The organism is Leisingera daeponensis DSM 23529 (assembly GCF_000473145.1).
Taxonomy (GTDB): domain Bacteria; phylum Pseudomonadota; class Alphaproteobacteria; order Rhodobacterales; family Rhodobacteraceae; genus Leisingera; species Leisingera daeponensis.
Genome location: NZ_KI421500.1, coordinates 898,949 through 911,607 on the forward strand (window position 1 = coordinate 898,949; position 12,659 = coordinate 911,607).

Annotated in this window: 14 protein-coding genes; 4 read left to right on the forward strand and 10 right to left on the reverse strand. The window is 64.7% G+C overall.

The genetic code is table 11. The features are described 5' to 3' along the window. Position 1: 1 nt before the first annotated feature. The 5 genes from DAEP_RS0104780 to DAEP_RS0104800 all read right to left on the reverse strand — a co-directional run bounded on the left by DAEP_RS0104780 (position 2) and on the right by DAEP_RS0104800 (position 4,238). Positions 2–232: a hypothetical protein gene (locus DAEP_RS0104780; RefSeq protein WP_008556657.1), complete on the reverse strand. Its 231-nt coding sequence runs from the start codon at positions 230–232 to the stop codon at positions 2–4. A gap of 94 nt (positions 233–326) precedes the next feature. Further along, positions 327–1,019, reverse strand: a complete 693-nt coding sequence (locus DAEP_RS0104785; protein ID WP_027243852.1) for an aquaporin — start codon at positions 1,017–1,019, stop codon at positions 327–329. After that, positions 1,016–1,492 carry an arsenate reductase ArsC gene (locus tag DAEP_RS0104790; protein WP_027243853.1) on the reverse strand — a complete coding sequence of 159 codons (477 nt, stop codon included), beginning with the start codon at positions 1,490–1,492 and terminating at the stop codon, positions 1,016–1,018. The genes DAEP_RS0104785 and DAEP_RS0104790 overlap by 4 nt, the downstream gene beginning before the upstream one ends. Before the next feature lie 22 nt (positions 1,493–1,514). Further along, a complete protein-coding gene (locus DAEP_RS0104795; protein WP_027243854.1) occupies positions 1,515–2,348 on the reverse strand; it encodes an arsenate reductase/protein-tyrosine-phosphatase family protein in 834 nt (277 codons plus the stop codon). Positions 2,349–2,420: 72 nt separating this feature from the next. Next, entirely contained in the window at positions 2,421–4,238 is a 1,818-nt protein-coding gene (locus tag DAEP_RS0104800) for an extracellular solute-binding protein (protein WP_027243855.1), read from the reverse strand. A 326-nt stretch (positions 4,239–4,564) separates the two neighbouring features. Here DAEP_RS0104800 and DAEP_RS0104805 point away from each other — a divergent pair, with 326 nt between their 5' ends. Together DAEP_RS0104805 and DAEP_RS0104810 are read left to right on the forward strand one after the other, a co-directional pair. Beyond that, positions 4,565–5,338: a 3-hydroxybutyrate dehydrogenase gene (locus tag DAEP_RS0104805; RefSeq protein WP_008554216.1), complete on the forward strand. Its 774-nt coding sequence runs from the start codon at positions 4,565–4,567 to the stop codon at positions 5,336–5,338. Positions 5,339–5,440: 102 nt separating this feature from the next. Further along, the gene (locus tag DAEP_RS0104810; protein WP_008555619.1) at positions 5,441–6,469 is read left to right on the forward strand and encodes a patatin-like phospholipase family protein; all 1,029 of its coding nucleotides are present in this window, start codon (positions 5,441–5,443) and stop codon (positions 6,467–6,469) included. Here DAEP_RS0104810 and DAEP_RS0104815 read toward each other — a convergent pair. From DAEP_RS0104815 to DAEP_RS0104830, 4 genes are all read right to left on the reverse strand, one after another. Continuing rightward, on the reverse strand, positions 6,466–7,182 hold the full coding sequence (locus DAEP_RS0104815; protein WP_027243856.1) for a DUF502 domain-containing protein: 717 nt from the start codon (positions 7,180–7,182) through the stop codon (positions 6,466–6,468). The genes DAEP_RS0104810 and DAEP_RS0104815 overlap by 4 nt on opposite strands. 81 nt (positions 7,183–7,263) lie before the next feature. Continuing rightward, on the reverse strand, positions 7,264–8,178 hold the full coding sequence (locus DAEP_RS0104820) for a pseudouridine-5'-phosphate glycosidase (protein ID WP_027243857.1): 915 nt from the start codon (positions 8,176–8,178) through the stop codon (positions 7,264–7,266). Further along, the gene (locus tag DAEP_RS0104825; RefSeq protein WP_008555790.1) at positions 8,175–9,083 is read right to left on the reverse strand and encodes a PfkB family carbohydrate kinase; all 909 of its coding nucleotides are present in this window, start codon (positions 9,081–9,083) and stop codon (positions 8,175–8,177) included. Before DAEP_RS0104825 ends, DAEP_RS0104820 begins: the two co-directional genes overlap by 4 nt. Before the next feature lie 41 nt (positions 9,084–9,124). Next, entirely contained in the window at positions 9,125–9,934 is an 810-nt protein-coding gene (locus DAEP_RS0104830; RefSeq protein ID WP_036760445.1) for a DUF4198 domain-containing protein, read from the reverse strand. Between DAEP_RS0104830 and DAEP_RS0104835 the strand changes: the two genes are divergently transcribed. Beyond that, positions 9,933–11,084, forward strand: coding sequence for a HupE/UreJ family protein (locus DAEP_RS0104835; protein ID WP_051337316.1), 1,152 nt, complete (start codon positions 9,933–9,935; stop codon positions 11,082–11,084). The genes DAEP_RS0104830 and DAEP_RS0104835 overlap by 2 nt on opposite strands. 14 nt (positions 11,085–11,098) lie before the next feature. Here the strand turns inward: DAEP_RS0104835 and DAEP_RS0104840 are convergent, their stop codons facing one another. Beyond that, positions 11,099–11,731, reverse strand: a complete 633-nt coding sequence (locus tag DAEP_RS0104840) for a thiamine phosphate synthase (protein ID WP_027243860.1) — start codon at positions 11,729–11,731, stop codon at positions 11,099–11,101. Between the two features lie 166 nt (positions 11,732–11,897). On the opposite strand from DAEP_RS0104840, the gene DAEP_RS0104845 reads away from it, so the two are divergent. Next, positions 11,898–12,650: an RNA methyltransferase gene (locus DAEP_RS0104845; RefSeq protein WP_027243861.1), complete on the forward strand. Its 753-nt coding sequence runs from the start codon at positions 11,898–11,900 to the stop codon at positions 12,648–12,650. Positions 12,651–12,659 lie beyond the last annotated feature (9 nt).

Here is a 12,659-nt window from a genome sequence, read left to right on the forward strand (position 1 = left end):
GCTAGTGCTTGCGCCCGTCCAGCTCTCTCAGCAGGCTCTCGATATAAAGGAAATCGTCCACCTCTTCCCTGGCTTCATTCAAGGTGAGGTGATGGGTTCGGGCCAAGTAAGCCACGAATTTGTCCCGGTCATCCAGTATGGATGGCGCATTGCTGGCTTTCAGGTGCGGAAAGCGCTGTTTGATGCGGGGCATCCTGTCAATCCAGCTGGCAGCTGCTGCTTGTACAGGCATGGGGGGCACTCCCTGACAAACGTTTCATCTTTTTTTGGACCCCCATGGTATCACTTTTCCGGGAAGTTTGTAACGGCCCGCCGGGGCTGCCGGATCAGCTCTGACTGGTTCGGCGGCTTTCCGCCGTGGCGGCGGGTGCGGCAAACAGGCGGGTCAGCACCACGTGGCCTATGCCCACCGCAATCAGCTGCATCGCGATGAACATCGGAATGTGGCCCGGATAGATGCCTGCGAAGGTATCTGTAAAGCCGCGGGCGACGGTCACTGCCGGATTGGCAAAGCTGGTGGAGGACGTGAACCAATAGGCGCCGGTGATGTAGAGGCCAACCAGCGGGGGCACTGCGTCGGGACGCGACCGCAGCCCTCCAAATATCACGAACAGCAGGCCGAAGGTGGCCAGGATCTCGGAAAACCACTGACCGCTGCCGGTGCGGTGCATGGTGGCCGAGCTTTGCAGAATTGCAAGATCGAACATCGCGTGGCAGGCCCAGACGCCAAGGATGCCGCCGGCTGTCTGCGCCAGCATATAGGGCGCCGCCGCGCTCCAGGGATGTTCGCGGCGCAGGGCAAAGGCAAGGGTCACCGCCGGGTTGAAATGGGCACCGGAAACCGGGCCCAGGGTGGTGATGATCACATAGAGCATACAGCCGGTGGCCACAGCGTTGGCCAGCAGCGCCAGGGCGACGTTCCCGTCCGCCAGGGTTTCGGCCATGATGCCAGAGCCCACCACCCCGACCAGCAGCATCGCGGTGCCCAGGCCCTCGGCCAGAAGTTTCTGCGCGGTCATGCGATCTCTCCAATCCGCTTGAGCTGCTGCGACAGGTCCGCCGGGCTCATGGTTTCAACCGGCATTTCCAGCAGCGCCTTGGCGCGCTTTTCCAGCGTCGCATAGGCGGCGCGGAAGGCCGCGTCCCAATCCGGCTGCTCTGCCGCGGCGGGATCTTCGACGCCCCAATGGGCGCGCACCGGCGCGCCCGGCCAGACCGGGCAGGTTTCGCCGGCGGCAGAGGCGCAGACGGTAATCACCACATCCATTTCCGGCGCGTCCTCGGCGGCGAACTCATCCCAGCTCTTGGAGCGGGCGCCGGCGGTGCCGTGGCCCAGTTCGTTGAGCAGCACCAGCGATTGCGGATGCACCTTGCCGGTCGGGTTGGAGCCAGCGGAATACGCCCGCACGCGGCCTGCGCCCAGCGTGTTGAAAATCGACTCCAGCAGGATGGAGCGTGCGGAGTTGCCCGTGCAAAGGACAAGAATGTTCATGGATGAGGACCGTTCTTAAGGGTTAGTCGGAAGAATTCACGCGGCCGAGATCGTCAACCCGGTGCTGAAGCGACATGCGGTCGAGGGTCTCGAAAGGCAGCGCCACAAAGGCTTTGATACGGTTGCGCAGCAGACCAAAGGCCTGCTGAAAGGCAAGGCGGCGCTCGGCGTCGGTGCCGGTGGCCTTCACCGGGTCGGCCAGGCCCCAATGGGCGCTCATCGGCTGGCCGGGCCAGGCCGGGCATTCCTCGTTGGCGGCGTGGTCGCAGACGGTGAAGACGAAATCCATTTGCGGCGCGCCGGGACTGGAAAATTCATCCAGATCCTTGGATCTCAGGCCGGCGGTGTCATATCCCTTGGCCCGCAGCAGCGCGGTCACTTCCGGCCGCGGGCCGGGCGACGGGCGGGTGCCTGCGGAAAAGGCCCGGAACCTGCCGCCGCCCTCATGGTTCAGGATGGCTTCGGCCAGCAGCGATCTGGCGGAATTGCCGGTGCAGATGAACAGGACATTCAACGGGCGTTCAGTCGTTGGCATGGGAAACTCTTCACGCGTGACAGGGGCGCAGATATCGGGCCGGTTCCGGCAGCAGCCGGACAGCAGATCATCGAACAGGCCGCGCAGCCCCGGCAGGTCGGCGCTGTACATCAGCGAGGTGCCGGTCCGGTGCTGGCTGATCAGCCCGGCCTGTTTCAGCACCGACAGATAGGCAGAGGCGGTATTGGCCTTGAACGCCAGCGCCGCGGCAATCTCTCCCGCGGGCACTGCGTCCGGATAGCGGCGCATCAGCAGGCGGAACAGGGCCAGCCGGTTAGGATGCGCGAGGGCGCCAAGCTTATCTGCAATCTCTATTTCCATAATTCACGAAATATGGAAATAGAGATTGTCTGTCAACTCAGAATGCGGCTTTGGACCGGTGGGGGCAGACGGTCAGTCGGGCTCGTACCACCAGACATCCGGCATGAACCCGGTGCGGTCGCCGTAGACCGGCAGCTTGTCCGGAAAGCGCATTTCCTTGATATGGGCGATCCGCCCGACATCGAAGGACCAGAACGGAATGACATAGCGCCCCGCGGTCAGAACCCGGTCCAGCGCCCGCACGGCGGCGGTGAAATCCTCGGGCGCCTTGGCGGTCAGCATCGCGTCGATCATCGCTTCGGCAGCGGGGCTGTCCATCCCCATCAGGTTGCGGCTGCCGGGCTGGGTAATACCGTCGCGGCCCCAGTAATAACGCTGCTCGTTGCCCGGGCTCAGCGACAGCTCCATGCGGTAGCGGGTGAGGTCGAAGTCATAGCCAGTCCCGCGTTCGACATACTGCGCGTTGTCGACGGTTTCGGCGGACAGGGTAATGCCCAGGCGTTCCAGCGCGCGGGCGTAGATCTCTGTCACGGTTTTCATCTCGCCGTCGCCCTGGCGGATCAGCACGGTCAGGTTCAGCGCCTCTCCATCGCCGTTGCGCAGCACGCCATCGATCACGGTCCAGCCTGCGTCTTCCAGCAATTCCATTGCCTTGCGCAGATTGCCGCGGTTGCGCTTGCTGCCGTCGCCCTGCGGCAGCGTGTAGCCTTCCAGGGTGCCGGGCAGCAGGCTGTCCGCGAACGGCTCCAGCAGCGCCCGGACTTTGCCGCGGGCCGCCCCCGGCTGCATCCCCAGCACAGAGCCGGAGAAATAGGAGGTGATCCGCGGCTGCACGCCGCCGGTCACGGTGCCGTTGATGTATTCGAAATTGAACGCCAGCAGCAGCGCCTCGCGCACGCGCCAGTCATCCAGCGGCGCACGGCGGGTGTTCATCACAATCCCGGTCATGCCGGAGGGGCGCTGATGCGGGATCTCGCTTTTGACCACATCGCCGCGGGTAACCGCCGGGAAGCTGTAGACACTGTCCCATTTGTCGGCATTGAACTCGCGCACCGCGCTCAGTTCGCCCGCCTTGAAGGCTTCGAACAGCACGGTTTCATCACCGAAGAAGTCGATGCGCATCTCGTCGAAATTCTGGGTGCCGCGCTGAAGCGGCAGGTCCTTGCCCCAGTAATCGGGGTTGCGGCGCAGGGTGACAAAGCGGCCCGGCTCATAGGCGCTGACCACATAAGCCCCGGTGCCGATCGGCGCACCCTCGACCGTGTCTCTGCCAAACTCCTTGCCCTCCCACTGCGCCTTTTTCAGGATCGGGCGCATGCCGGCGATCAGGGCCAGCTCGCGGTCCTCGGTATTGAAGGTCAGGCGCAGGCTGCGCGGTCCGGTCTGTTCGATGCGCTCCACCTTGGTCCAGAACCCGCGGTAGCGGGGGTGCCCCTGGGTGCCGAGCGTCTCATATGACCAGATCACGTCCTCGATGGTGACCGGGCTGCCGTCGGAGAATCGCGCCTCCTCCCGCAGGGTGAATTCCACCCAGGAGCGGTCCTCAGGGGTCTCAACCGATTCGGCCAGAAGACCGTAGAGGGTGAACGGCTCGTCCCAGGAACGGCCCATCAGGCTCTCGTAACTCCAGAACCTCAGCTGCCACGGAGAGGTGCCTTTCAGGGCGAAAGGGTTCAGCGAGTCAAAGCCGCCGGTATTGCCGAAGACCACCTTGCCGCCTTTGGGGGCATCGGGGTTGGCATAGGGCAAGGACACAAAATCCGGTGGCAGGGCGGGGTCCCCGTACATAGCTATGCCATGCGCCGATTCTGCGTGGGCGGAATTCGCGGCAAAAGCCAAGGTGATTCCGGCCAGTGCCGCGCGAAGATTCAGGAAATTTTCTTTTCGCAGTTTCACAACAATCCCGCTCTGCCCTTATTTTCTTGCTTCCGCACGCTACGTGCGCTTTTTCGTCTTTTCAAACTTTTAGCTTGGACGAAAGCCGGAAATTGCTTATAAAGAGATCACTGCTCGATAGGTTTCTTGCCTGTATGAAACCTGCCTCAATAACTAACGCCCGCCTTGTGCGGGCGTTTTTTTCTTGCGGTATTTCCCGTCCGTTATGGCCGTAAATGCCCCTGCGTTGCGCCGGGGGGCTGCGTAGTCTTACGCGTTTCCTTTGCATCTGCAGCATGTCACAGTGGCGGCAGTTTGATTGAGCCAAAGCGGAGAAGCTGATGTCCTTGCAAGGGAAGACTGCCGTCATCACCGGATCGAATTCAGGCATTGGCCTGGGGGTTGCACGCGAAATGGCGCGGGCAGGGGCCAACGTGGTGCTGAACTCCTTCACCGACCGGGAGGAAGACCACGCGCTGGCCGATGCGCTGGCCCGTGAATTCAGCGTTCAGGCGCGCTACATCCAGGCCGATATGTCCAACGGCGCCGACTGCCGGGCTCTGATCGAAAAGGCCGGCGCCTGCGATATCCTGATCAACAACGCAGGCATCCAGCATGTGTCGCCGATTGACGAGTTCCCGCAGGACAAGTGGGACGCGATCATCGCGATCAACATGACCTCCAACTTCCACACCATGGCCGCGGCCTTGCCGAAGATGCGGGCGGCGGGCTGGGGCCGGATCGTCAATATCGCCTCGGCGCACGGGCTGACGGCCTCTCCCTACAAATCGGCCTATGTGGCGGCCAAGCATGGCGTGGTCGGCATGACCAAGACCGTGGCGCTGGAAACCGCGGAGGAGCCGATCACCTGCAATGCGATCTGCCCCGGCTATGTGCTGACGCCGCTGGTGGAGGCGCAGATCCCGGCCACCATGGAGAAGTACAACATGGGCCGGGAAGAGGTGATCAAGAAGGTGATGCTGGAGCGCCAGCCCAGCCGCGAGTTCGCCACCGTCGAGCAGCTGGGCGGCACGGCGGTGTTCCTGTGTTCGGACGCGGCGGCGCAGATCACCGGCACCGCGATCAGCGTCGATGGCGGCTGGACCGCGCTGTAACGGCCAAGGCCACGGCGGGAGGGGGCCAGCCCCCTCTTGCCCCTTGAGGGGGGCAATTCACCCCCGGGATATTTCCGGCCAGAAGAAAAGGCGGACCGGCACATGACTGTGAAAATCAATCTGGCCCTGCAAGGCGGCGGTGCGCATGGGGCCTTCACATGGGGGGTGCTGGACCGTCTGCTGGAGGATGAAGGGATCGAGGTGGCCGGGATCACCGGAACCTCGGCCGGTGCGCTCAACGGGGCGGCGTTTAAGTCCGGCATGGTGCAGGGCGGGCGCCAGGGTGCCAAGGCGGCGCTGGATGGCCTGTGGCAGCGCATGGGGGCGGTGGGAGACATGCGGTTTACCCATTGGCTGACCCGGTTCGATGCGGTGGCCTGGGCGACCGCCTGGGAGGCTGTCCTGCCGTTCACCCCGATGGAAGCGGTGAGCCAAGTGATCTCCCCCTATCACTATGGCCCCTTTTACGAGAACCCGCTGCGGGAGGTGGTGGAGGCGTTCCGGTTCGAGGACGTATGCGCAGGCGCGGGTCCGGAACTGTTCGTTTGCGCGACCTGCGTGCGCAGCGGCAAGATCCGGATCTTCGAGGGAGACCAGATCAGCACGGACGCGATCCTCGCCTCCGCCTGCTTGCCGGATCTGTTTCAGGCGGTGGAGATCGAAGACCCCGAGACCGGCCGCATGGAGGCCTATTGGGACGGCGGCTATACCGGCAATCCGGCCCTGTTTCCGCTCTTCGGCGGCGACCTGCCGGGGGATGTCGTGATCGTGAACATCAACCCGCTGGAGCGCGAGGACATCCCGAAGACGCCGCAGCAGATCCGCAACCGGGTGAATGAGATCAGCTTCAACTCCTCGCTGCTGCGGGAACTGCGGGCGATCAATTTCGTGCAGCGGCTGCTGGCCGACGGCACCATTCAGCGCGGCCGGATGAAACAGGTGCGGGTTCACATGATCGCGGATGACGCTTTGATGACGCGGCTGTCGGTCACCACCAAGGTGATTCCGGTGCCGCAGATCCTGGCGCGGCTGAAACAGGCAGGACGGGACGCGGCAGAGGGTTTCCTGACGCGTGACCGGGAAAACCTCGGGGTGCGGTCCTCCGCCGATTTGCCCGCGATGTTCGGCTAGACGCCTTCTTTTTCGAGCGCCTTGGACTTCTTGCCGTTTTCCAGCGGTTTCGAGGGGTCCTTCGGGTTCGGGTAGACAAGGCCCGCCGAGATCACCAGCTTGGCCGAATCCTCCACCGACATGTCCAGCTCGATCACGTCTTCCTCGGGCACAAACAGCAGGAAGCCCGACGTCGGGTTCGGGGTGGTCGGAAGGAAAACGCTGACCAGCCCGCCGCTGGTTTCGGCCCGCTTGGCAATCTCGCCCTTGGCGGAGGTGGAGATAAAGCCGATCGCCCAGATGCCCTTGCGCGGGTATTGCACCAGGCAGGCCTTCTCGAAACTGCGCTCGGACTGGGCAAAGACGGTCTCGGAGATCTGCTTGATGCCCGAATAGACCGTGCGCACCACCGGCATCCGGTCCACCAGGCTTTCGGCGAAATTGATCAGGGAGCGGCCAATCAGGCCTTTGGCGATCCAGCCCACGATGATGGTGAACAACAGGAAGATGATCAGCCCGACGCCGCGCAGGTTGATGCCGATATACTGCTCGGGGCGGAAGGTGTGCGGCACCAGCGGCAGCACCACGCTGTCGATCCAGCCCATCACCGACCACAGGAGCCAGACCGTCAGCCCCACCGGCGCGATGACGACGATCCCGGTAAAGAAGGAAGCCCGCAGGCTGGCAAACAGGCCGCGGCGGCGGTGAGGTTCATCGTCGAAAGGCGTTGTCATAGGTCTGCTTTTTCTGAAATTCCGAATGGAACCTATGCACTGTTCGGGGGCGGAGCAATGGGGTCCGCCCCCGAATTCATGTCATTGCGTCAGTTTGTTGAGTTCCTGTGCGATCTTTGCCGCCAGCCGGGCATTGTTGCGCACAAGGGCGATATTGGCGGTAAGCGAGCGGCCGTCCGTCAGCTCGAAGATACGGGCCAGCAGGAAGGGGGTCACATCCTTGCCTGCGATGCCCTGTGCGTCGGCTTCGGACTGGGCCTGGGCGATCACCGGCGCCAGATCTTCGGCGGCGATCTGGTCGTCCGCCGGGATCGGGTTGGCCACCAGCTGGCCGCCCGGCAGGCCCATCGTCTGACGGGTGGCGTGGGCGCGGGCGATCTGCGCCGCGTCATCCATGCGCAGCGGCGCCTTGAGGTCCGATTGCGCCGACCAGAAGGCCGGGAAGCTGTCCTGCCCGTATGCGATGACCGGCACGCCCTGGGTTTCCAGCACTTCCAGCGTCTTGGGCACGTCGAGGATCGCCTTGGCGCCCGCGGCCACAACCGTCACCGGGGTCTGCGCCAGCTCCAGCAGGTCGGCGGAGATGTCAAAGGTGGTCTCCGCGCCCTTGTGGACGCCGCCGATGCCGCCGGTGGCAAAGACGGAGATGCCTGCCAGCCGTGCCGCGATCATGGTGGCCGCAACCGTGGTCGCCCCGGTGCCGCCGGTGGCGATGCAGGCGGGCATGTCCGCGCGGGAGATCTTGGCGACGCCCTTGGCCTGACCCAGCGCTTGCAGCTGATCGGGTTCCAGGCCCACGTGCAGCACGCCCTCGATCACCGCCATGGTGGCAGGCACGGCACCGGCCTCGCGGATGTCCTGCTCCACCTGCGCCGCAACCTCGACGTTCTGCGGGTAGGGCATGCCGTGGGTGATGATGGTGCTTTCCAGCGCAACAATGGCGCGGCCTTCGGCCTTGGCGGCCTGGACCTCGGACGAATATCGGATGTCGATCACAGCGGGGGTTCTCCTGAAACGTAGGTTGCCGCAGCCTTGAGGGCTGAGGCCAATGCGGTCTTGCGGTCTTCGCCCCGTGCCTCGGCAACGATATGGGCGGCCATGAAAGTGTCGCCTGCGCCGGTCACCCGGGCGACGGTCACGCGGGGCGGGTGCAGGGTGATGGTGCCCTTGGCATCCGCCACGGTGGCAGAGGCGCCGCCATCGGTGACCAGCACCCGGGCCGCGCCGCGGTCGAGCATCGCCTGGGCCGCGGTTTCGCTGTCGGTGAACTCCGCCTGGCACAGGATGCCGGCCTCTTCCAGGTTCACATACAGCGTGCCGCGGGTGCGGGTCAGGAACGGGCGCAGCCGCTCCGCCTTGCCCGGTGACGCAGGCGCCACGCGCAGGTCGGCCTTGGCGAAAACGGGGCTGGCGACGATATCATCCAGCAGCGACAGCGTCAGGTTGCCGTCCAGCGCCACCTGGCCCGCGTAAGGCGCGTCCTCAGAGCCCAGAGAGCCATCCGACAGCGGCCGCAGGATCTTGTCGCCCGCGGCTTCCAGCGAATGCGCGTCGGCAATCGCGGCGATCAGCCCGTTGGCGCCCTCCACCGCCATGTAGCGGTCGGTAGGCAGATCCTCGGAGCGGTAGATGTGATCGGTGATCAGCCCGAAGTGGCCGCAGGCGTGGATCAGCTCGTCCCCTTCGGGGTCGCGGCCCACGGCGGTCAGCAAGGCAGGCTGGACGCCGAACCGGGCCAGCGTCATGGCGATGTTCATGGCAACCCCGCCGGGCAGGCGGGTAATGCGGCCGGGCATATCCGAGCCGCGCTGCATTTCCGTGGTGCAGCGGCCGATGATGTCCCAAAGGACAGAGCCGATGCACAGAATGGCGGGGGGCTGTGAGGCAGAGGCTTGTGTCATATTGACCTATTGCCGCCTTTGCCGCACCTCTGCAAGCGGCTTCACCGTGCAGGCACTGCAAAGGTCAGGGCCGCCCAAAGGCTTTCCCAAACGTAATCTTTGCCCTCCGGCGCCGGGCGCAGGACAACCGCGTCCAGCAGGTATTGATGGCCCGGCATCACCGGGACAGCGGTTTCGCCCTCGGCATCTGTCAGCCGGGTGCTGATGGTGACACTGCCATCGGGGGCCTTGGCAAAGATCTCCACCTGGGCATTGGGCCGCGGCTCTCCCTGGTAGAGCACCCTGACAGGCAGACCCTGGGACAGATCATCGGTATAGGGATTGGCCAGGGCAACGATTTCTGTCTCCAGCCCGGTGGCGGCATCCGATCCGCTGCCGTTCCCGATCGCCACCAGCGACTTGGCGTACCGGGTGTATTGCTCGCCAAAGCCCGCCTCCGGCAGCCCGCGCGTCTGATGCTGCGTGCGGATATCGCCGAATCCCTTGTGGTCGATGAAGGTCTGGAACGCTTCCCAGGTGTCATAGGTCAGTGTTTGCGGCTGCGTCTGATGGATCAGCACCGCCAGCCCGTCTTGCGCCATTTCGGAAGTAAAGGCGGGCATGTCGCCCATCCGTCCCTGATACGGCGCGGCCGCTGCGCCCTGCCTCACCTCGAACCGGGCGATCCGGTGGTCCAGATAGGGCTGCTCAGCGCCTTTGAACTCCTGGCCGTTGCGCAGCCTAGCCACCACGGGATTTCCCGAAACTTCTTGATATTTCTGCGGCTCAATCCAAAACTCGTGGGATAAACCCGGCCCGGCCGCCAAGGTCAGCCCGGAACAGAGAATTGAGCAGAACAGGCGGTATTGCATGAAGGTGTCCTTGGCTGTCAGGCGCGGCTTTTCCTGGCCGTGGACCCTATTTGCGCTGTTGTTCTGCTGGGGCGCAATAGCCGCCGCTACTGCCCGCGCGCATGAGGTTACCCCGGCGATTGCCGATTTCACCGTGGCGGACGGCCGGATCACCCTGGAATTGCGCCTGAATGCGGAGGCCTTCGTGGCGGGTATCAACCTGGACGGGCTGGCGGACACGAACCAGACCGCGCAGGCCGCCGACTACGACGAGCTGCGCGCGCTGGGCCCGCCGGAGCTGGAGCCGATGGTGCGCCTCTTTGCCGAGGACTGGCTGGAAGCCTTCTCCGTGCAGGCGCCGGACCCGGTCGCGCTCAGCCTGTCCCGGATCACCATCCCGGAGACCGGCGACGCCAGCCTGCCGCGCGCCTCCGTTCTGGAATTCAGCGGCGAGGTTCCGCCCGGGGCCCGCAGCCTGCGCATTGCCTGGCCCTCGGGCTCCGGCGGGGTGGTGCTGCGGCAGAACGGGGTTGCGGAGCCCTATACCGGCTACCTGCAGGGGGGAGAGACCTCTCCGCCCATCCCGCTTGGCGGCGGGGCGGCCAAGACGCCGGTCGAGGCTTTCATGGAATATATCCCCGTCGGCTTTGCCCACATCCTGCCAAAGGGGCTGGATCATATCCTGTTTGTGCTGGGGCTGTTCTTTCTCAGCCCGCGGGTGAAGCCGCTGCTGCTGCAGGTGAGCGTGTTCACCGTCGCCCATACCATCACCCTGGCGCTGGGCGCGCTGGGCGTGGTCTCTGTCAGCGCCGCCATCGTCGAGCCGCTGATCGCGCTGTCGATTGTCTTTGTCGCGGTCGAGAACATCTTTGCCCGCAAGCTGCACAGCTGGCGCACATTTGTGATCTTCGGCTTCGGACTTTTGCACGGGTTGGGATTTGCTTCCGTGCTGGGGGCCTTCGGGCTGCCGCAAAACCAGTTCCTGCCCGCGCTCATCGGCTTCAACGTTGGGGTTGAGCTGGGCCAGCTGGCGGTGATCGCGGCCGCCTATCTGGGCGTGCGCCTGTGGTTCGGGCGGCACCCCAAGTACCGTGGCCGGGTGGCAATCCCGGCCTCCGTCACCATCGCCTTGATCGGCAGCTACTGGTTTGTTGAGCGGGTGTTCCTGTAACCGCTGCCCGAGGGTCAGCCCATTGCCCGCATCAGTGTCTTGAGCGCCGCAAGCGGATCTTCCGCGTGCCAGATCTCATCGCCGATGCCGAAGAAGTCGGTATTGGGGGCGATGGAGCGCACCAGTTCTTCGGTCAGCCCGCCTTCGGCCACCACCGGTACCTCAATCATCTTCGACCACCACTCGAACAGATCGGCCTCCGCCCGCGCGCCGTCGCCCAGGCCGGAGGTGCCGACAGGGCCAAAGCTCACGTAATCCGCGCCCGCTTCGCCGGCCACCATGCCGTCATGCTGCGAGGCGCCGCAGAAGCAGCCGACAATCGCATCCGGCCCCAGCGCCTTGCGCGCGGCGCGCACTGATTTCGAGGCGTCGGTCAGATGCACGCCGTCCAGGCCCAGCCGTTCGGCCAGGATCTGATGGTCCGAGATCACCAGCGCCACATCACGCGCCATGGTCACTTCGCGCAGCGCGTCGCCCGCGCGGCTCAGCGTGTCCTGATCGCGGCTGGCCAGATCCAGGCGCACGCAGGCCACGTCCACCTCATCCAGCACCCGCGCCAGCAGACCGGGGAATTTGCCCAGCTCGAAACTTGGCGGGGAGATCAGGTAGATCTGCGGCTGCTCCGGTGCGTCAGCAGGGCTTCCCATCATGGTGCTCCATTGTTCAGGCGATTGCAGGGTGTTTAGCCGATTTGCCGCCGGACGCAAGGATTTGCGGCGGTGACGGCCCGCATATTGCGCGCCAAAACCGCGCTGGACCTTGCCCCGCCGCCGCGCGGGCAGTACAGCAGTGCCGATTTTGCCGGAGAACACGATGCCCACCGATATGCCCCAGCCCGCCTTTGTCCTTGTCCGCCCGCAGATGGGCGAGAATATCGGTGCCGCCGCGCGGGCGATGTGGAACTTCGGCCTGGACCGGATGCGCATCGTGGCGCCGCGCGACGGCTGGCCGAACCCCAAGGCGGTGGCGATGTCCTCGGGCGCGGGCCGCCTGCTGGACGAGGCGCAGCTCTGTGCCGATGTGCCGGAGGCGCTGGGCGATTGCACCTATGTATTCGCCACCACCGCCCGCCAGCGCGGGCTGACCAAACCGGTCTACAGCCCCGAGCGTGCCATGCAGATCGCCGCAGAGAAGATCGCTGCGGGCGAGAAGGTCGCGGTAATGTTCGGGCCTGAGCGCGCGGGCCTGGAAAACGAGGATATCGCCAAGGCCAACGCCATCATCTCGGTGCCGGTCAACCCGCTTTACGCCTCGCTGAACCTGGGCCAATGCGTGCTGCTCACGGGCTATGAATGGATGCGCCAGTCCGGCGACGTGGTGCATGAAACCACCGATCTGGGCCGCAAGGGCGACTGGGCCACCGGCGTCGAAGTCGAAAAGCTGGTGGAGCATTACGAGGAGCGGCTGGACGAAGCGGGCTTCTTCTATCCGCCGGAGAAGGCCGAGGGCATGAAGACCAACCTGCGCAACCTGTGGTCCCGGATGCGGATGACCCGCTCCGACGTGCAGATGCTGCACGGGATCATGCGGCAGATGGTCCGCTGGAAAGAGCGGGGCGGCGAATAAGCCGCTCTG